The organism is Rummeliibacillus sp. SL167, from assembly GCF_007896505.1.
Lineage (GTDB): Bacteria > Bacillota > Bacilli > Bacillales_A > Planococcaceae > Rummeliibacillus > Rummeliibacillus suwonensis.
This window is the reverse complement of record NZ_VCBM01000001.1, coordinates 140,155-159,393: the sequence shown is the minus strand read 5'-3', so window position 1 is coordinate 159,393 and position 19,239 is coordinate 140,155. Positions and strand designations below refer to the sequence as shown.

Sequence of the window (19,239 nt, the reverse complement as noted above, 5' to 3'; positions counted from 1 at the left end):
TCTTTTAATAAGAAGTGAGCAAAATGTAGATAAGACTGTTGTTCAATGAAATGAATAGACGATTAATTTCTCTATCAAGCACCCTATGAAACAACATCAAATTAGCATACTTCTAAAACAACAGTAGCTGCATAGAAATCATCTATTGTGGATGCATCAATAGTGAATTTCAGCGAAAACAATTGAAGGAGGTAGACCTACTGTCAAAAGTGCACCATCCAATCTTTATAAACTTTTATCTTCATTCAGTAAGTACGCAAACACTGGATAAAGATAAAACCTCCAATGGATGTCACGAATTTTGAGAGTTGTGTGCAAGCACCATTCAAGATCCAGAGCGAGGCATGATTGATAAAGATTTAGATTTTTGGCATTGGTCGAATAATTAAAAAGATGAAGGAATGGATAGCCAATATAAATCAAAAAATCGATGAATTATCCAAAACAACAAGGATGAAATATTTTCGTATTGCTTCTAGTGTTATTTGGAACTTATTATTAATTTTCATCCTCTTTATTGTAATGGGATTTGTATTTGTCGGTTCAATTGGTGCTGGTTACTTCGCTTCTCTTGTTAAAGATGAGCCTTTACGTTCAAAAGCAGAAATGCGCAGTGCCATCTTTGATTATGATGAAACCAGTACACTCTATTTTGCTAGTAATAAGTATTTAGGAAAAATGCGGACAGATCTAGAACGTCAGGAAACATCTTTGGACAAAGTTTCACCCAATGTTACTCATGCTGTATTAGCTACTGAGGATGAATATTTCTACCAACATAACGGGATTGTGCCAAAAGCAGTAGTACGTGGTTTACTACAAGATGTGAGCAACTCGAATACTCAAACTGGTGGTTCCACTTTGACGCAGCAATTGATTAAAAACCAAATTTTAACAAATGAAGTTTCTTATGAGCGGAAAGCAAAGGAATTACTTCTTGCTATGCGCTTAGAACATTTTATGACCAAAGATGAAATTTTAGAGGCCTACTTAAATGTTATACCTTATGGACGAAACGCTAGTGGACGCAATATTGCCGGAGTCGAAACTGCTGCTGAAGGGATTTTTAATAAAAGCGCCAAAAATTTAAATCTTGCACAGGCTGCGTATATCGCCGGGATTCCTCAATCTCCATTCGCCTATACACCTTTTACACAAGGGGGCAAGCTGAAAGACGCTAAAAGTTTGCAACTTGGTATTAATCGAATGAAAACCGTTTTATACCGTATGCATGAGACAGGTTATATCACAGATCAGCAGTACAAAAAAGCATTGAAATACAATATTAAAAAGGATTTCCGCAAACCAGAAGTTCGCCCAGAAGAAAAATATCCATACGTAACCTATGAAATCGAAAATCGTGCAAAAGATATTATGGCAAAGATTTTAGCGAAAAAAGATGGAATCGATGTTAGTCGATTAGACCATGAAGATAAGTTAAAAGATAAATATGTCATCCTAGCAGACCGTGAATTACGTTCAAAAGGATATAAAATCTACTCAACTATCGATAAAAAAATGTACGATACGATGCAAAAGGTAAAAGATAACTTCCCTTATTACGGTACAACTTTCACGAAGCAAGTGACAGATTCCGAAACGGGTAAGGTTAGTAATGTTCCTGATCCTGTCCAAGTGGGTAGTATTGTGATAGAAAACAAGACTGGTAGGATTTTAAGTTTTGTCGGTGGTAGAGATCATAAATTAGAGGAATTGAATCACGCCACACAGGCAAAACGTTCTAATGGTTCTACCATGAAGCCATTACTTGTCTATGCACCAGCTATTCAATATGGTGTGATTGGCGCAGGTAGCCCCGTTGCAGACGTAAAATTCAGTATAAATGGTTGGTCACCTTCTAACTATACTGAAACAGATGAGCGCGGCTTGATCTCAGCTCGTGAAGCCCTAAAAGATTCACAAAACTTACCGGCTATTCGGCTATATGCGCAGATCATGAATTATAGACCTGCTGGATTATTAAAGAAAAACGGTTTTACAAGTTTAGATGCTGATGACTATACGAACTATGCGACTGCTATCGGTGCGCTAAAATATGGCGTCACTATTGAAGAAAATACAAATGCCTATGCGACATTTGCCAATGGCGGCAAATTTGTAGATGCCTATATGATTTCTAAAATCGTCGATAACAATGGTAAAACTATTTATAAGCATAAAGAAAAAACGAAAACAGTCTACAGTAAACAGACAGCCTATATTACTACAGATATGTTGCGGGATGTTTTAAAACAAGGTACAGGTACAACTGCCAATAGCAATTTGAAGTTTAGAGCAGATTTTGCTGCCAAAACGGGTACATCTCAAGAATACAAAGATGTATGGTTAGTCGGCTATAACCCTGATATTTCTTTAGGTGTTTGGATGGGCTATGATCAACCTAAAACACTATATCAAGCTAATGGTGTCTATGGCGAACCAAGTACGCGTATAAACCTACTGTGGGCTCGATTGATGAATGCTGTTTATGATACGAGCCCAACATTAGCTACTGCAAACGGTAAGACTTTCAAACAGCCATCTGGTGTTGTCAGCCAAACTTTCTGTGGAATTACAGGTAATGCCTATACAGATGCATGTTCTGGAAATTCACGCACCGATTTGTTCAATGCTAATGTTATGTTACCAAGTGCTGAAACAGCATTCTCAGGAGGTGTTTTATCGAATGCCTTCAAGCAAAAGATATTAAGTCCATTTGGTGGAGATTATTCAAAACTATTCGGTGCAAAAGAAAAAGAAGAAAAGGAAAAGAAGGAAAAAGAGAAGAAGAAAGAAACTGAAAATAATTCCGAAACTAATACAAATAACACAAACAACAATAAAACAGACAATAAAAATAACAAAAACAGTCCGAACAACACAAAAAAACCTGTGAATTCGAATGACCCGAACAGCTCAAATCAGAACGATGGAAATTCAAATGATAAGTCAAAAGATAAGTCGAATGAAAAAGATAATTCAAATGACTCAAATAACCAAAATGATTCAGGGAACACGGGTACAGGTGACTCAAATAACCATCAAGAACCTAGCAAAGATGATGAAAAAACTCAATAATATTTAATCATGAAACTACTCGCCATGCGAAAATGGTAGAGACTGTTTGAAAGATTAAAAGAATACATTTTTTAATCTGTCATGTGCCCCAAAAATTAGGTCAGAAAATCTAATTTTTGGGGGTTCAATATTTTGAATTACCTTTCAGATTCTATGTTAACTTGCTGCAATAGAAATCAGAAAAGTCTTACGCACATATTTGGAAAAGGCAAAAGCACATCTCAAAAGTCCCCTAACTTTGAGATGTGCTTTTAACATTTAAATACGGTTCATGTTTATATAAAAAATATACCCCTTCAATATATGAACATTATTATCCCCGATGCTCAACATCAAACTTATTTTTTTCTTCTTAGTGATTCCTTAATCTTCTATCGTGGAGAGATCGCCAGTAGGAAGATCAAGTTCCCAAGCTTTTAAGACGCGACGCATAATTTTTCCGCTTCGTGTTTTCGGTAGTTTATCTCTAAATTCAATTTCACGAGGTGCTGCATGAGCGGCTAGACCCTTTTTGACAAATTGTTTAATATCTTCTTCTAATTCAGGAGATGGCTCTACTCCATCTTTTAATGCAATGAATGCCTTGATGATCTCACCACGTATGGGATCTGGCTTACCTATTACACCCGCTTCAACGATTAGAGGATGCTCTATTAATTTACTTTCAACTTCAAATGGTCCCACTCTCTCACCAGATGTCATAATGACATCATCAACACGTCCTTGGAACCAGAAATAGCCATCCTTATCCATATATGCCGAGTCTCCAGATACATACCATTGTCCTGCAAAAAAATAGGATTCATAGCGAGCTGGATTATTCCAAATCTTCCTCATCATAGATGGCCATCCCTTTTTAAAAGCCAAGTTTCCCATCGTATATGGGGGCAGCTCTTTTCCCTGATCGTCTACGATCGCCGCTTCGACTCCTGGAATTGGTTTCCCCATAGAACCAGGTTTAATATCCATGGAGGGATAATTGCAAATCATTTGAGCCCCTGTTTCTGTCATCCACCATGTATCATGAATCCGATGATGAAGTACTTGGTACCCCCATTTAATCACTTCAGGATTTAACGGTTCGCCAACAGATAATACATGACGCAATGTCGATAAATCATAGTCGTTTAAAATATCATCCCCAGCACCCATTAGCATACGAAATGCAGTAGGTGCACTATACCAAACAGTCACACCATAATCTTGCAATGCCTGATACCATGATTGCGGTGAAAAGCGTCCCCCTATAACAACAACAGTTGTACCTGTTAACCATGGTCCAAAAATGCCATATGCTGTACCAGTCACCCATCCCGGATCTGCTGTGCACCATAAAATATCATCATCTCTTAAATCAAGCACCCATTTGGAAGTTTGATATTGTTGAAGCATTGCATTGTGCACATGCAACACACCTTTTGGTTTACCCGTAGAACCAGATGTATAGTGAAGCACCATGCCATCTTCACGATCAACCCATACCATATCTGTGTCCTTAGAAGCTTGTAATAATAGCTTATGAAAATCCTTTAATTGTTCTGTCTCCTCTATATCCTCTTTCTCTCCCACAAGAAAAACAGTTTCAAGAAGTGGTAATCGCTCTAATGGTACACGTTTTAATAATGACGGTGTTGTAACAAGTGCCTTTGCCTCACTATCACTTAAACGGTCATAAACGGCACCTTCCATAAATGCTTCAAAAAGAGGTCCAATGATCAGTCCTTTTTTCAAACCACCAATGATTGAAAAGTATAATTCTGGTGAACGAGGCATGAAGATAAAAAGTCGATCTCCTTTTTTCAATCCCGTTTGTTGGAAAACATTTGCAGCTTTATTGGTCCATTCCTTAACATCAGCAAATGTATATGATTCTTTTCTTGTTTCATTTTCAAAATAAAGTGCTACTTTATCTTTCTGTTCGGATTCAGCATGACGATCAACTGCTTCATAAGCCATATTGACTTTACCAGTTTTATGCCAGCTAAAAGCTTGCTCTGTTTTCTCCCATTCAAAAGTGGATCTTACTTCGTCATAATTTTGTAATTGGTATTCGCCTTTTATTGCTGACAATGGTTCGATTCTCAATATCGATCCCCCCTTATATCAACTGCCTCTTTACTATTATATAACAGTTTTGCCCTATTGTATAACAAATATTTTAAAAAGAATTCTATTTGTTTTGTAACAATGTATAAGTACACAGAATTTTCTCATTTATGAGATTTTTTTCTGCTTTATTCATGTATAATAAATTCAAAAGTAGGAACAAGAAGGTGAATTTATGGAGCATCTACGAACATATTATTCTAAAAAACTGGAAACCTCTCTTGGAACGATTCTTGTGGAGGGACCTGTTTCAACAGAAAACCTTCAAAAACTTAAATTTCATGAAGGATTGACTTCTTTTAGAACTCCCAAACAACAATTTGCTGCAGTCATAGAAATCTCGAAGCTTCCTGAAGGACGTATGATTATCGCCCGTTTAGATGATACAATTATTGCATATGCAACTTTCCTTTATCCAGATCCTCTTGAGCGTTGGTCAGAAGGTAAAATGGAAAACTTGATAGAATTAGGTGCTATTGAAGTGGCTCCTGAATTTCGTGGAACAGGCGTTGGCAAAACGATCCTACAAGTGTCCATGATGGATGATGCGATGGAAGACTATATTGTTATCACAACAGAATATTATTGGCATTGGGATTTAAAAAGAACAGGCTTAAATGTATGGGAATACCGAAAAATAATGGAAAAAACGATGCAAGCAGGTGGATTAGAAGTGACTGCGACAGATGATCCAGAGATTTCCTCCCACCCTGCAAACTGTCTAATGGTCAGAATCGGTAATCGAGTCGATCAAGAAACCATCGAGAAATTTGACCAACTACGTTTTATGAATCGCTATATGTATTGATTTTTATGAAGGGGTGGATATGATGCTGATCGAAGAAATCATGAAAACGGATATTATTACATTGAAACCATCGAATACCATTAAAGATGCCTCTACAATTATGAAAGCCAAAAAAATTCGCCATTTACCAATTATTAATGATGATCATCATTTAGTCGGATTAATCACTGAAAGAGATTTAAAAAATGCACTCCCTTCCCCTCTTTTAAAAGTAAAAGACGACAATATATACGAACAGACCTTAGATAAAATAATGATCCCTGACCCAATGGTGGGTCATCCACTTGATTTTGTAGAAGAAGTGGCATTAATTTTTTATGAACAGCGAATAGGTTGCTTACCCATCGTAAGTGGTGGAAAATTAGTGGGGATTGTTACTGGCAGCGATTTACTTTACACATATATTGAAATAACAGGTGCCACAAAGCCAAGTTCTCAAATTGAAATTCGTGTTAGTGATCGAGTCGGGATTCTTCATGACGTAACTAAGATTTTCGCGAACCATCATGCAAGTATCTTGAGTGTACTAGTATATTCTGACGCTGAACACGAAGAACAAAAGATTTTATCAATTCGCGTGAAAATCATGAATCCATTAGCCATTATTGATGATCTACGCAAGGAAGGATTTGATGTGCTATGGCCAAATATGCCGGGCATCAATCGTCTATAAAAAAGGCGGTTTTTGTTTATTCACCCGAACAATTAGACTATAAATTCTCTGACACACACCCATTTAATCAAAAGCGATTAGAACTAACAGTTGACCTTCTGACTAGCATAAGTGTACTTGATCCAAAAGATATTGTAACTCTGCGCACCGCAACAGATGAAGAACTTCTTCTTGGACACGATATTCGCTACATAAATGCGGTTAAAATGGCTGGTCATGGTCATCTTACAGAAAAGCAAGGAGAACCTTTTGGCATTGGAACAGAAGACACTCCTATTTTTCCAAAGATGCATGAAGCAAGTGCAAAAATTGTGGGAGGTACACTCACGGCATGCGACTACGTCATGCAAGAAAAATCTCAGCATGCATTAAATCTTGGAGGCGGTCTACACCATGGTTTCAAAGGTCGTGCTTCAGGATTTTGTATATATAATGACAGTACGGTTGCCATCAAATATATGCAGAAAAAATATCATGCACGTGTCTTATATATCGATACAGATGCCCATCATGGTGATGGCGTTCAATGGAGTTTTTATGATGATCCAAATGTTTGTACCCTATCGATTCATGAAACAGGACGTTATCTATTTCCAGGTACAGGGGCAGTAACAGAAAGAGGGAGCGGGCAAGGTTATGGAACGGCCTTTAATTTTCCAATTGATGCCTTTACAGAAGATGACTCTTTCCTAGATGTATATAAAACAGCACTTCGGGAAATCACTACTTACTTCAAACCTGACGTCATTCTTTCTCAAAATGGTGCCGATGCCCATTACTTTGATCCTTTAACCCACTTATATGGAACCATGAATATTTATAAAGAAATTCCAAAGCTTGCTCATGAACTTGCTCATGAATTTTGCAATGGCAAATGGATTGCAGTGGGCGGTGGTGGTTATGACATATGGAGAGTTGTGCCACGAGCATGGTCACTGATATGGACAGAAATGACTGATCAGCCTACACCAGCTGGCAAACTTCCTCAAGCATGGCTTGATAAATGGCAAAAAGAATCTCCTGTACCATTGATCTCTACCTGGATGGATCCAGAAAACCTTTATGATCCTATACCACGTAAAGCAGAAATCACAGAAAGAAATGCTCAAATGCTCGAAAAAGCACTATATACTCTTCATCATGACAAATCTTAAAGTGAAACTCATTCACATAGCCAAAAGCACGAATACTGATTAAACAGCATTCGTGCTTTTGGCATTTTCAACTATTAATAAACATCGCTCTAATTTTGTGTTGAATTTCGTATTTCTAAACGATATGGTAAAATGACTTGACGTTCTTCAACATCTTCTTTACTCATAATTTTAGTCAGCAGTCTCATCGATACAGCACCGATATCATAAAGTGGTAAGACGACACTTGTTAGTTGTGGACGTACCATACGGGCCAGTTTTGAATTTTCAAAGCTAATAACTTCGTAATCATCCGGAACTTTTTTACCTAAATCTTGTGCACCATGGATAATTCCAATTGCTAATTCATCGCTACCTGCGAAAAATGCAGTTGGTGGATCTTGTAGTTGATTTAAAGTATTAAAATCCTCTAATCCACTATCATACGAATCCTCAGTAGCCATAACTAAACTTTCATCTAATGGGATGCCTGCTTCTTCTAAGGCTTTTTTATAGCCTTCAAATTTATACATTCTGTTAATCGTTGATGTAAATGGACCTGACACATAGGCAATACGTTTATGCCCATTATCGATAAAACGTTGAACTGCCTCATATGCAGCCTGCAAATAGTCAATATTGACAGAAGAAACCTGCTTCGTTTCGTCGATAGAGCCAGCTAATACGATTGGTACCGGTGAATGGCTCATTTTCTTTAATAATTCATCATTCACTTGATCGCTCATTAAAACAATGCCATCGACTTGCTTGCCGTACATATTGTCTAATAGCTGTAATTCTTTTTCTACTCGTTGATCAGAGTTAGAAAGGATAATATTATAGCGATACATCGTCGCAATATCTTCAATACCACGAGCTAATTCTGCATAGAAGATATTCGAAATATCCGGAATAATAACACCTACTGTTGTTGTTTTTTTACTTGCTAAGCCTCGAGCAACCGCATTAGGTCTATACTCTAAACGTGCAATAACATCGAGTACTTTTTTTCTTGTGGTAGGTTTAACGTTTGGATTTCCATTTACAACACGAGAAACTGTTGCCATTGAAACATTTGCCTCTCGTGCAACATCATAAATTGTTACGGTCACTTAATGCCACCCCTTTTCATATCATGTTTCAATGATACGATAAATTGGAAGCGATTTTCAAGAAAATAAAAGTGACGATTCTCGTAACTCGAATCGCCACTGGCATTCAATTATGATTGAACTTGGTAATTTTTCATGAAATTTTGAATTTGATCGTAGAAATCATCAAATTGTGGAATGCTCATTTGTTGTTGAGAATCTGATAATGCAACTGCTGGATCTGGATGAACTTCCGCCATAACACCATCAGCCCCAATTGCAATTGCAGCCTTCGCACATGGTAAAAGCAAATCACGTCGGCCAGTTGAATGCGTCACATCCACAAATACAGGTAAATGCGTTTCTTGTTTTAAAATTGGAACAGCTGATATATCTAGTGTATTTCGCGTTGCTCTTTCATAAGTACGAATACCGCGCTCACATAGAATAATTTGATCATTACCTTTAGAGATAATGTATTCAGCTGCATTGATAAATTCATCAATTGTTGCTGCAATACCACGTTTTAATAACACAGGTTTGTTAACGGAACCAGCTGCTTTTAGTAGCTCGAAGTTCTGCATATTTCTAGCACCGATTTGGATAACATCAATGTAATCTAACGCTTCTTCCAAATGAGCAGGTGTAACAATTTCACTAACAATACCTAAACCATATTTTTGACCAACTTCTTTTAATATTTTCAAACCTTCAACACCAAGGCCTTGGAAATCATATGGTGATGTACGTGGTTTGTATGCACCTCCACGCATTAATTTTAAGCCTTTGTCATGAATAGATGATGCAACTGCTGCTGTTTGTTCATAAGACTCAACAGCACATGGACCAAATACAAATGTCGGACTTCCCTTTCCGATAGGTTCTTTATTTACTGTAACGATTGTATCTTCTGGTTTGCGTTTACGTGATACTAGCAACTCTTTTTTCTGATTTGTTTCTTGTAATTTTAATGCTGATTTAAAAATTTCTTTAAAAATGTGCTCAACTGTACCTTGACTTAATGGACCTTGATGATGCTCTTTCAATAGATTCAACATATGTCGCTCACGAAGAGGATCATAACGGTTGACACCTTGTTTCTCTTTTATCTTCCCAATTTCTTCTACAACACCAGCACGTTCATTGATTAAACGTAGAATTTCAAGGTTTAATTCATCAACGCGTTCGCGTAGGTGATCCAAATTTTGATGACTCATTGCCGTTTCTCCTCTCTTCCTCGTATCAGGTACTTTCAGAAGTCTGAAAACTATGATACATTTTATGATATTAGGAACATTATAATCAATTCACACGAGAATGTCACGTATTTTCTTTAACGCTTCAACGCAATAAAGCAAATCTTCATCTAAAGAAGGGTTTTCTCCACCCTCCACTGGGTGTTTGTTGAACCAATCGAGCTTTTACTAGCAGTGGATTTCCAATGTATATCCTCTGCTTGTTTCTGTGTAAAAACTTTTTCATATACAAGTTAAGCACACTCGCTCATGAACGTTTACTTGTGGCTTGAAGCGAAGGGTTTATTGCTTATTAGTGCGAGTAAAGTTAGAATATTTTACTTTATTAGAAAGGTTGTGTAAATGTGGCTTCAAAACTTTTTGCATTAGATATTGGTACTCGATCTGTCGTTGGTATTATTTTAGAGGAGCACGATGAAAAATTTCATGTAGTAGATTTAATTGCAGAAGAACATAAAGAACGTGCAATGGTTGATGGTCAAATACATAATGTGATACATGTTGCATCCGTTATTCAGCATATTAAAGATCAACTGGAAGAAAAACATGGTCCACTTCATTCAGTTAGTGTAGCGGCAGCCGGAAGAGCCTTGAAAACCGAAAAAGCTGCTGCCACATTAGATATCAAAAATCGACCTGTAATGACAGAAGATGATATCAATCGGTTAGAATTGGCAGCCGTTCAAAAAGCACAACGACAATTACTGGATCATAAAGAGAAAAGTCACAGTAGTCATTATTATTGTGTTGGTTACTCAGTTTTATACTATCGGTTAGACGGTGAAGAAATCGGCAGTTTGATGGATCAACAAGGCGAAGAGGCAGAAGTAGAGGTAATTGCTACATTCCTCCCAAGAGTTGTTGTAGAATCCCTTCTAGCCGCGTTAAAACGTGCTGGTTTAGAAATGGCAGGATTAACTTTAGAGCCTATTGCAGCCATCAATGCTTTAATTCCTTCCACCATGCGTCGTTTAAATATCGCTCTCGTTGATATCGGTGCCGGCACTTCTGATATTGCGATTACAAATGCAGGCACAGTTGTTGCATATGGAATGGTCCCAACAGCAGGCGATGAAATCACTGAGGCTTTATGTGATCATTATCTATTGGATTTTCCCGTTGCAGAAAAAGTAAAACGTGATATGTCCCAATACGATGAAATCGCTATTGCAGATATTTTAGGTTTTGAACAAGTATACACCAAAGATGAAGTTATGGATGTTTTAAGACCTGCTGTATCTTCCTTAGCAAAGGCAATAGGAAATGAAATTCTCCAGCTTAATAGTCATGTCGCTCCAAAAGCAGTTTTACTTGTTGGTGGTGGAAGTTTAACACCTGACATCACTGATGAGTTATGTAAAACTCTTGAAATCCCGAAAAACCGTGCCGCAGTAAGAGGAATTGACGCTATTCAAAAGCTTACACACGAAGATCATATTCCGATTTCACCCGAACTTGTCACACCAATCGGAATTGCTATTGCAGCGAAAATTTCTCCGATTAAATACATGTCTGTGCAGGTAAATCAGCAGATCATTCGACTATTTGAGCTAAAAGAAATGACCGTTGCCGATGCTCTACTAGCAGCAAACGTAAATGTTAATCGTTTGTACGGGAAACCTGGATTAGCTATCAGTATAACGGTCAATGGACAAGACATCTTCGTACCGGGCGGTCATGGAAAACCTACAGAAATATTCGTAAATGGAGAAAAAGTATCCACAAAGCATCCTATACAAAATGGGGATGTAATTGAACTTGTTGAAGGTGCTGATGGTGAGCCGGCAAAAGCAACGGTTCAAGATATGATTGAATCTGAGGGAAAATATACCATATATATTAATGATGAACCTTTTATCATTGAACCTAAAATAAGATTAAATGGACAGCTAACAGAACTAACTGTTCCCCTTAAAGATGGGGATGTTTTAACAATGGAAACAGCACAAACCGTTGAGCAGATTTTAAAATGGACCGGAAAAGAAAATATATTGAGCCAACTTAAACCATTTTTCATTATAAAAAATGGCGTAACAATAGAATTACCAGAATTCAGTCATAAGATTCTTGTGAATGATCAACCTACTAAATTATACTTTCAAGTAAAAAATGGAGATCATATAAATATTCAAGAAGCAAAACATCCAACCATCCATGCTATTGCTGAACATTTCAATATGTTATTAGAAAATCGTATCCTTGTATCATTCCAAAATGAACAGTTAGAGTTAAAAAAACCATGCTATCGTATATTCGTAAATGGACAATCAGTAAATGACACTGCTGTTATTCATAGTGGAGACAACATAGAATTTTCCGCAATGGAAGCATCTAATTTTATCTATCAAGATGTTTTCCTATTTTCTAATTGGCAAATACCTACTAATTTTAAGGGAACCTTCAAGATATTAAGAAATGGTGAACCTTCGCATTTTGATGCAGAAATTTTTGGTGGAGATCAACTTACGATTCACCTTGTGCCAACAAGCGTAACCCCTTAAAAAAGACTATTAAAAAAATAGGCACCCAATCATTCCCCATACTTATCTTCAATGATCAAAATCCTCTATATTCTATATGGATTTTGATCTGTCATTGTATGATCAATTTATACTTCAGATAAAAAATAGCATGCTAGGATTACTCCTAACATACTATTTTTCTTTTGGGACAGATTTTTTCTATCCTATTTTGTTTCTTTTTCGTCGGTTTCTTTTTCGTTGGTTTCTTTTTCATCTGTATCTGATAGGGCTTCCTCGATCGCTGCACTTACAGCTGTATGCTCTTTGTCTTCAGCTTCAAATTCAGCAATTGTCTTTTCCATTGTTTCCATAATATCTAAGGGTTCTTCTCCTTCGTAGGAAACCGTACCATCATCAAGTGGAGGTGTTGCAGTAGATTTAAAAGATTTTACTTTATCAACCAATTGACCTGATTGTGCTTGGACCTTCTTGGATAGTTCCACTGTTTTTTCTTTTGCAGTTGATGTCAATTCAGCACTTTTTTCTTTAAACTGACTAGCTTGAATCGCCACATCATTACGCAACTCTTTTCCTGCTTTAGGAGCTAAGAACAATGCTGTAGCTGCCCCAACTACACCGCCAACAAAGGCGCCAATGATAAAGTCTTTGATATTCACATTGCCATTATCATTTGAATATAAAGATTCAGCACGTCTTTCATATGTCTGCGGTAAAAGTGTTTGACCGTTTTCCTCATAACCTACATTTCTTACTTCACTATAGTTCGGTTTCTGTTCTACCATATAAATCCCCCTCTTATTTACGTTTTCTTTTCCTTGGTACATCTTCATAAATCGTTTCTACCTGAGAATCTTTTTGATCTTTCATCTTATCACGAATTCCCATAAAGGCATTACTCCATTGAATCACTTTGGCAATTTGGTCGCTGTTTTTCACGACATTCGTATTAATGGATGAAGTAACATGTTTTACAGAATCGCTTAAGTTACTAACAGAATCTGCAAATCCCTTAGCAGCAGTCACTACTGAATTCAATTGTTGAGATTTTTCCTGAATATCTTCAGCAAGCCCATTGGTTTTTTCTAATAGACTTGTAGATTCTCTTGTAATCCCTTCCATTTGTCCTTCAATGCCAGCCATTGTACTGGCGACATTATTCATCGTTTTTTTCAACGAATTTAATGTCATAGCTAAACTAATACACAACACAAGGAAACCAATGGCAGCTACTAATGCAGCAATGTATAGAATAACAATCATTTTTAAATACCTCCATTCTCTATATACGGATTTTTCCACAAAATAAGTGTATTTAAACATCACTTACTTAATTATATTCTACAAATTCTTTCTATATCCTGCCAGTAAAATATTGTACGAAAAAATACGAAATCTCTTTTCTTCTAGTGGATTATGGAAGATCGTCATTATTTAGCATTATATCGTTCATATAAGACTGTTATTCCATATTAAAAAAATTGTCGAAAACGTTCCTGATGTTTTCGACAACTTCTCCTTATAAATATTAAATTCTCTAGTTTTATTTGAGCAGATTTTCAAAAGCCTCTTGGAACTTATGAATATCTCCCGCACCCATAAATAAGAAGACTGAATCCCTGTGCGCTAGCAAATCTGATACGCTATCCATTGTTAATATTTTGCTACCTTCCACTAGATTAGCTAGATCTTGAATAGATAGTGCACCAGATTTTTCACGGGCAGAGCCAAAAATATTGCATAGATAAACACTGTCCGCTTGCTTTAAACTATTGGCAAAGTTTTGTAGAAATGCTTGTGTACGTGTAAATGTATGTGGTTGAAAAATAGCCACAAGTTCACGTTCTGGAAATTTTTGACGTGCAGCTTGAATCGTTGCACTTATTTCAGTTGGATGATGTGCATAATCATCGATTAATGTACGTTCACCAATATCTGTTTCAGTAAATCTGCGTTTGACACCATGATAAGTATGAAGGCGCTCTTGAATTAGTTCTGTTGGCAGACCTTCATAATGACAAAGCGAAATAACAGCCAATGTATTTAACACATTATGGTCTCCGAACATTGGGATAAAGAATTTACTATAAAATTCATTTCGAACATACACTTCGAAGGAAGTACCTTCTGTTGTTTTTTCTACATTACGAGCTTCAAAATCATTCTCTGAACCGAAACCATAATATACAACCGGAACATTTGCTTTAATCTTTTGTAAATATTCGTCATCCCCACATGCCACAATCGCTCTCTTTACTTGAAGAGCCAATGTTTGGAATGCATCAAATACGTCCTCAGCGTCTTTATAATAATCTGGATGATCAAAATCAATATTCGTCATAACTGCATAATCCGGATGATACGCTAGGAAATGGCGGCGATATTCACAAGCTTCCATTACGAAATTTTGTGCGTTCTTTGTGCCACCACCTGTGCCATCACCGATTAAATAGGATGTAGGATGCGCTCCTTCTAATACATGCGCCATTAACCCAGTTGTTGAAGTTTTACCATGTGCTCCTGTAATAGCAATGGATGTAAAGTTTTCTAGGTAACTTCCTAAGAATTTGTGATATCGAATAACTTCTACGCCTATTTCTTTAGCACGGACGATTTCTGGATGGCTATCAGGAAAAGCATTGCCTGCAATTACAGTCATCCCGGGTTTAATATTATCCGCGTTAAATGGCAAAATTGTAATATTTCGTTTTCTAAGTGGTTCTTCAGTGAAAAAATATGTTTCTATATCTGATCCCTGTACTTGTTCCCCTGAATCAAACAAAATTTGAGCAAGCGAACTCATTCCTGAACCTTTAATTCCTGTAAAATGATAAACTGTCATGTTGAAACCTCCTGGGAAAGTTTCCTTACCCTTGAATAATCAAATCTATGAACTGTCCCGTAAAGACGGTGACTTCTTGATGGATAATGCTAAGCATACTTCATCAAGCAAACCCTCTTGTTCTTCAAGTTTTAAGTTGCCAGTAGACTCTATTACTGAACAATTGATCCGTAAATAGTTCTATGACACTAGCTCTTTCATTTACTTTCGCTTTTTTCATACTTACTAATTTAGTAAGTCCTATTTTTGTAATCGTCAATTAAAACATCTTTCATTATAGCACGATTTACCACAGTTCTAAACTAATCACCAATTCCTTATTATTTTCGACTTAAAATAGAAAAAATATGTTAAAACACATAAAATTTATGCATTATGTGTACCGAATATTTCCTCTATATCATGCTCTGTTAAAAAAACATCTCTCGGTTTTGTTCCCTTAGATTCTGAGATAAAACCTTGTGCTTCCATCATATCTACTAGCCTAGCTGCACGATTATAGCCAATACGATATTTTCTCTGTAATGAGGATGCTGAAACAGATCCTTCACTGCAAATATAGCGACAAGCTTCTTCAAAAAGTTCATCTTGTTCATCAATAGAATCGACTTTTTTTAATAATTCATCTTGTTCGAATAGATAATCAGGCTCACCAAGTGTACGGACAAAATTCGTTACAGCTTCAATCTCTTCATCCGTAACATATGTACCTTGTACTCGCACTGGTGCAGACATGCCATTACCAAGGTAAAGCATATCTCCTCTCCCTAATAATCTTTCAGCTCCTTGACAATCTAATATTGTACGAGAATCCACATGGGAAGATACAGAGAATGCAATTCGTGTTGGAATATTCGATTTAATCAAACCAGTGATAACATCCACTGAGGGCCTTTGTGTTGCTAATACAAGATGAATACCACAAGCACGTGCTTTTTGCGCTATTCGACAAATCGATTCCTCCACCTCTTGTGGAGACATCATCATTAAATCGGCTAATTCATCAATAACAATCACGAGATAAGGCATTTTCAATGAATATTTGCGCTCTTTTTCAACCATTTTGTTATATCTTGTAATATCACGTACACCAACATGAGCAAATAGTTGATAACGGCGATCCATTTCATCTACTGCCCATTTGAGCGCGGCAGTAGCAGCCTTGACGTCTGTAATAACTGGACTAACTAGATGTGGAATATGATTGAAAGGTGCAAGTTCCACCATCTTTGGATCGATTAACATCAATTTTACATCTTGCGGACTAGCTTTCAAGAGTAAACTGATTAAAAGTGAGTTTATACACACGGATTTTCCCGAACCAGTAGCCCCAGCGATCATTCCATGTGGCATTTTTCGTAAATCAATAGTAACAGGTTCCCCCGTTAAATCTAATCCCAATGCCGCTTCAAGAGGCGATTTAGAATCAACAAAGGATTCGTGGGTCACCACTTCTGAAAGTCTAACAGGTCGCGATTTGCGATTTGGGATTTCGATGCCAATTGAACTTTTCCCTGGTATTGGTGCTTGGATACGTATATCCTTTGCTGCTAGTGCAAGTTTTAAGTCATCCGCTAAGTTCCGTATTTTACTTACTTTTACTCCATGACCTACTGTAATTTCAAATTGTGTTACGGCAGGACCTTGAACGATCTGTACAATTTCTCCTTCAATTTGAAAATAAGACAATGCCTCGATCAACTTCATGCCTTGTGTATCCATCCATTCAAAATCCTCTGTTTGCTCTTCTGGTGGTTCCAAATAAGAAAGTGCTGTTTCAAGATGATCATTTACGGTTGACGGTTCCTGTTCTACTATCATATTTCTTTGATGCTCAGAAGTATCTTGAATAGACGCTGTTTTTTCTTGTTCCTCTTGTTTTAGTGGAACTGATATTTTAACCGCAGTTGCCGATGATTCACCATTAACCCCTTCAACTTTCATTTTATCTTGTTCAGCAAGCTCCTTATACTCTTCTTTCGACATTACATCCTTAGGTGATTTAGACTCACTACGAACAGATTTTGAATCAGATTCACTCCAGTTTTTTGCGCGAGATAATGGAGTTGTCTGCATAATGGATTGTTCTATTTTTTTCTTATCCGATTTTAACATGACAACATTAAACGGAATTTGACTACCCGATTTTCGATTTTCGAAGTTTCCCACTTCAGATGGTTGGCTTTGAGCTATTTCTTCTTTAGATATCTCCTCATCCTCTAATTGAGTAAAAACCTCCGTAGTTTTAATTTCTTTATCAGGTATTCCACCGTTTATAGACACTTCAGGCTCTGCTCTTGTCACTTCTTCTGGATCTAAAGCTTTCTCTATTTCTATTGTTTCAACCTTCATCGTTTCGCTTACCTTAGGATCAGCTTCTGCGATTGACCTAATCGTTTCTGATGAATCATTTGAGTAATCAGTTTCTTCGATATCGACCGCTTCTTTAAATGGTCGCATAGGCTCTGTTTCAATAGTTGTTTCATCTGATTTTAAAATTGTTTCCTCTATTTCTACTTTTTCACCAATATTCGTTTCTTCTTTGTTTAATAGAAGTTCTGCGCCCTCTATGGATTCCTCTTTTACTGGGGATGTGTTTTGTTCCTTTTCTACAACTATATGTTCATTTACTACATTTTGAACCTGTCCTTCTTGTTCTTCGGTTTTTGTTACTTTGTTCTGATCCTTTTCATAAAAGTGTTTTTCGCTATTTTTTAGTTCCACTGCATTTTCGTTAGCTATTGTCGCTTCATTGCCATAAGTTTCGTCAACCATTGCTGATGAAATACTCTCTGTGTTTTTTTGATTAGAGGATGCCTTTACAGTTGTGGCAGCTATTTCATTCTGTACATCCACTTTACCACTACTTTGCTCTTTTTCTTTTTGTTTCTCATCTAACAAATCATATATGCTTCGACCACGCTTTGGTGGCTTTTGAAAACCATAAATGGGCGATGGTACTTCTGTTGGTACAAATTTTTTCTTTTTAGGTACGTATGAAGGTTTTACAGGTTCACTAACAGCTTTCTTTTCCACCCTATTTTGTTGTGGTGTGTATTTTTTGGAGGGATTCAAGCTTTTTGTCCCATTAGGATTAAATGGATTATAATTTTCCCTACTTGTTTTTTCAACGACTCCCTTTAATCCACGAGGTTCACGCGCAAAAGGCGAATACATTTCTGGTCGCTGATCCATATGTTGTGCTGCTTGATAGGAACGCTCATGTTGTACCTGATTGGACGTTTCTTTCCGAACAGGACTTACGGATTTATTCGGTGACAACCAATCAGGAAAAGTCATATTTTCTTGCTGAGCTCGTTGCTTGCTAGTTGACTTCGTAAACCCTGTTTCATCCCCATATTGCTCATTTTCATCTGGAATCAAAGGGAATTTAAAAGACTCTCTTTTTTTGATAAAATTTGGTTCAACGCTCCGTGCCTGTTTTCTTTGCTGCTGTTGAATATATTCATCCTCATATTTAGTTTCTTCGTATTCATAATCATTTTCAAATTGTTCGAATGATTTATATTGTTCTTCATTATTATCATTGTTATTCATATTTTTCTTAGCTGATGGTTCTTCTATTTCATCACCTAGAATGCGAGAGACGATTTTTTTAAACCAGCTCATATATTTGCACCACTCTTTTCTAAATCATTGCCTTCATTTTATCAATAATAAATGCATTCATGCAACGCGTTTAAAATGATTCCATCATATATCCTTATTTTTTTACTAGGATATTATTCATAGAGTCGTTTTAAAATATACG

General features: G+C 36.8%; 12 protein-coding genes. 5 read left to right on the top strand and 7 right to left on the bottom strand.

Translation table 11 applies throughout. The features are described from left to right. The first annotated feature begins 393 nt into the window (after positions 1-393). Positions 394-3,078 (top strand): transglycosylase domain-containing protein, encoded by a 2,685-nt coding sequence (locus FEZ13_RS00610; RefSeq protein ID WP_146551057.1) that lies wholly within the window; start codon positions 394-396, stop codon positions 3,076-3,078. 363 nt (positions 3,079-3,441) lie between these two features. Here FEZ13_RS00610 and acsA read toward each other — a convergent pair whose 3' ends face one another. Next, positions 3,442-5,166, bottom strand: a complete 1,725-nt coding sequence (gene acsA / locus FEZ13_RS00605) for an acetate--CoA ligase (RefSeq protein ID WP_370467669.1) — start codon at positions 5,164-5,166, stop codon at positions 3,442-3,444. A gap of 193 nt (positions 5,167-5,359) precedes the next feature. Here acsA and FEZ13_RS00600 point away from each other — a divergent pair, with 193 nt between their 5' ends. The 3 genes from FEZ13_RS00600 to FEZ13_RS00590 are packed head-to-tail and all read left to right on the top strand — an operon-like array spanning position 5,360 to position 7,819. Beyond that, positions 5,360-5,992: a GNAT family N-acetyltransferase gene (locus tag FEZ13_RS00600; protein WP_146551055.1), complete on the top strand. Its 633-nt coding sequence runs from the start codon at positions 5,360-5,362 to the stop codon at positions 5,990-5,992. A 22-nt stretch (positions 5,993-6,014) separates the two neighbouring features. Continuing rightward, positions 6,015-6,665 carry an acetoin utilization AcuB family protein gene (locus tag FEZ13_RS00595; RefSeq protein ID WP_146551054.1) on the top strand — a complete coding sequence of 217 codons (651 nt, stop codon included), beginning with the start codon at positions 6,015-6,017 and terminating at the stop codon, positions 6,663-6,665. Further along, entirely contained in the window at positions 6,632-7,819 is a 1,188-nt protein-coding gene (locus FEZ13_RS00590) for an acetoin utilization protein AcuC (RefSeq protein WP_186725711.1), read from the top strand. The genes FEZ13_RS00595 and FEZ13_RS00590 overlap by 34 nt, the downstream gene beginning before the upstream one ends. A gap of 89 nt (positions 7,820-7,908) precedes the next feature. Here FEZ13_RS00590 and ccpA read toward each other — a convergent pair whose 3' ends face one another. Beyond that, the gene (ccpA, locus tag FEZ13_RS00585) at positions 7,909-8,910 is read right to left on the bottom strand and encodes a catabolite control protein A (protein WP_146547992.1); all 1,002 of its coding nucleotides are present in this window, start codon (positions 8,908-8,910) and stop codon (positions 7,909-7,911) included. 110 nt (positions 8,911-9,020) lie between these two features. Continuing rightward, a complete protein-coding gene (locus tag FEZ13_RS00580) occupies positions 9,021-10,106 on the bottom strand; it encodes a bifunctional 3-deoxy-7-phosphoheptulonate synthase/chorismate mutase (RefSeq protein ID WP_146551053.1) in 1,086 nt (361 codons plus the stop codon). A gap of 383 nt (positions 10,107-10,489) precedes the next feature. On the opposite strand from FEZ13_RS00580, the gene FEZ13_RS00575 reads away from it, so the two are divergent. Next, a complete protein-coding gene (locus FEZ13_RS00575) occupies positions 10,490-12,646 on the top strand; it encodes a rod shape-determining protein (protein WP_146551052.1) in 2,157 nt (718 codons plus the stop codon). Positions 12,647-12,831: 185 nt separating this feature from the next. On the opposite strand, the gene FEZ13_RS00570 is transcribed toward FEZ13_RS00575, so the two are convergent. The 4 genes from FEZ13_RS00570 to FEZ13_RS00555 all read right to left on the bottom strand — a co-directional run bounded on the left by FEZ13_RS00570 (position 12,832) and on the right by FEZ13_RS00555 (position 19,097). Then, positions 12,832-13,410: a YtxH domain-containing protein gene (locus FEZ13_RS00570; protein ID WP_146551051.1), complete on the bottom strand. Its 579-nt coding sequence runs from the start codon at positions 13,408-13,410 to the stop codon at positions 12,832-12,834. A 13-nt stretch (positions 13,411-13,423) separates the two neighbouring features. Beyond that, positions 13,424-13,888 carry a DUF948 domain-containing protein gene (locus tag FEZ13_RS00565; protein WP_146551050.1) on the bottom strand — a complete coding sequence of 155 codons (465 nt, stop codon included), beginning with the start codon at positions 13,886-13,888 and terminating at the stop codon, positions 13,424-13,426. Between the two features lie 280 nt (positions 13,889-14,168). Further along, complete coding sequence (gene murC, locus FEZ13_RS00560) at positions 14,169-15,467, bottom strand: UDP-N-acetylmuramate--L-alanine ligase (RefSeq protein ID WP_146551049.1); 1,299 nt, start codon at positions 15,465-15,467, stop codon at positions 14,169-14,171. 366 nt (positions 15,468-15,833) lie between these two features. Further along, positions 15,834-19,097, bottom strand: coding sequence for a DNA translocase FtsK (locus tag FEZ13_RS00555; RefSeq protein ID WP_255473030.1), 3,264 nt, complete (start codon positions 19,095-19,097; stop codon positions 15,834-15,836). Positions 19,098-19,239: the final 142 nt, after the last annotated feature.

What these genes read in the sequence shown, in the direction of transcription:
- FEZ13_RS00610 (WP_146551057.1), top strand. Translation starts at nt 394, where the DNA reads ATGAAGGAATGGATAGCCAATATAAATCAAAAAATCGATGAATTATCC.
- FEZ13_RS00600 (WP_146551055.1), top strand. Translation starts at nt 5,360, where the DNA reads ATGGAGCATCTACGAACATATTATTCTAAAAAACTGGAAACCTCTCTT.
- FEZ13_RS00595 (WP_146551054.1), top strand. Translation starts at nt 6,015, where the DNA reads ATGCTGATCGAAGAAATCATGAAAACGGATATTATTACATTGAAACCA.
- FEZ13_RS00590 (WP_186725711.1), top strand. Translation starts at nt 6,632, where the DNA reads ATGGCCAAATATGCCGGGCATCAATCGTCTATAAAAAAGGCGGTTTTT.
- FEZ13_RS00580 (WP_146551053.1), bottom strand. Translation starts at nt 10,106, where the DNA reads ATGAGTCATCAAAATTTGGATCACCTACGCGAACGCGTTGATGAATTA.
- FEZ13_RS00570 (WP_146551051.1), bottom strand. Translation starts at nt 13,410, where the DNA reads ATGGTAGAACAGAAACCGAACTATAGTGAAGTAAGAAATGTAGGTTAT.
- FEZ13_RS00565 (WP_146551050.1), bottom strand. Translation starts at nt 13,888, where the DNA reads ATGATTGTTATTCTATACATTGCTGCATTAGTAGCTGCCATTGGTTTC.
- murC (WP_146551049.1), bottom strand. Translation starts at nt 15,467, where the DNA reads ATGACAGTTTATCATTTTACAGGAATTAAAGGTTCAGGAATGAGTTCG.
- FEZ13_RS00555 (WP_255473030.1), bottom strand. Translation starts at nt 19,097, where the DNA reads ATGAGCTGGTTTAAAAAAATCGTCTCTCGCATTCTAGGTGATGAAATA.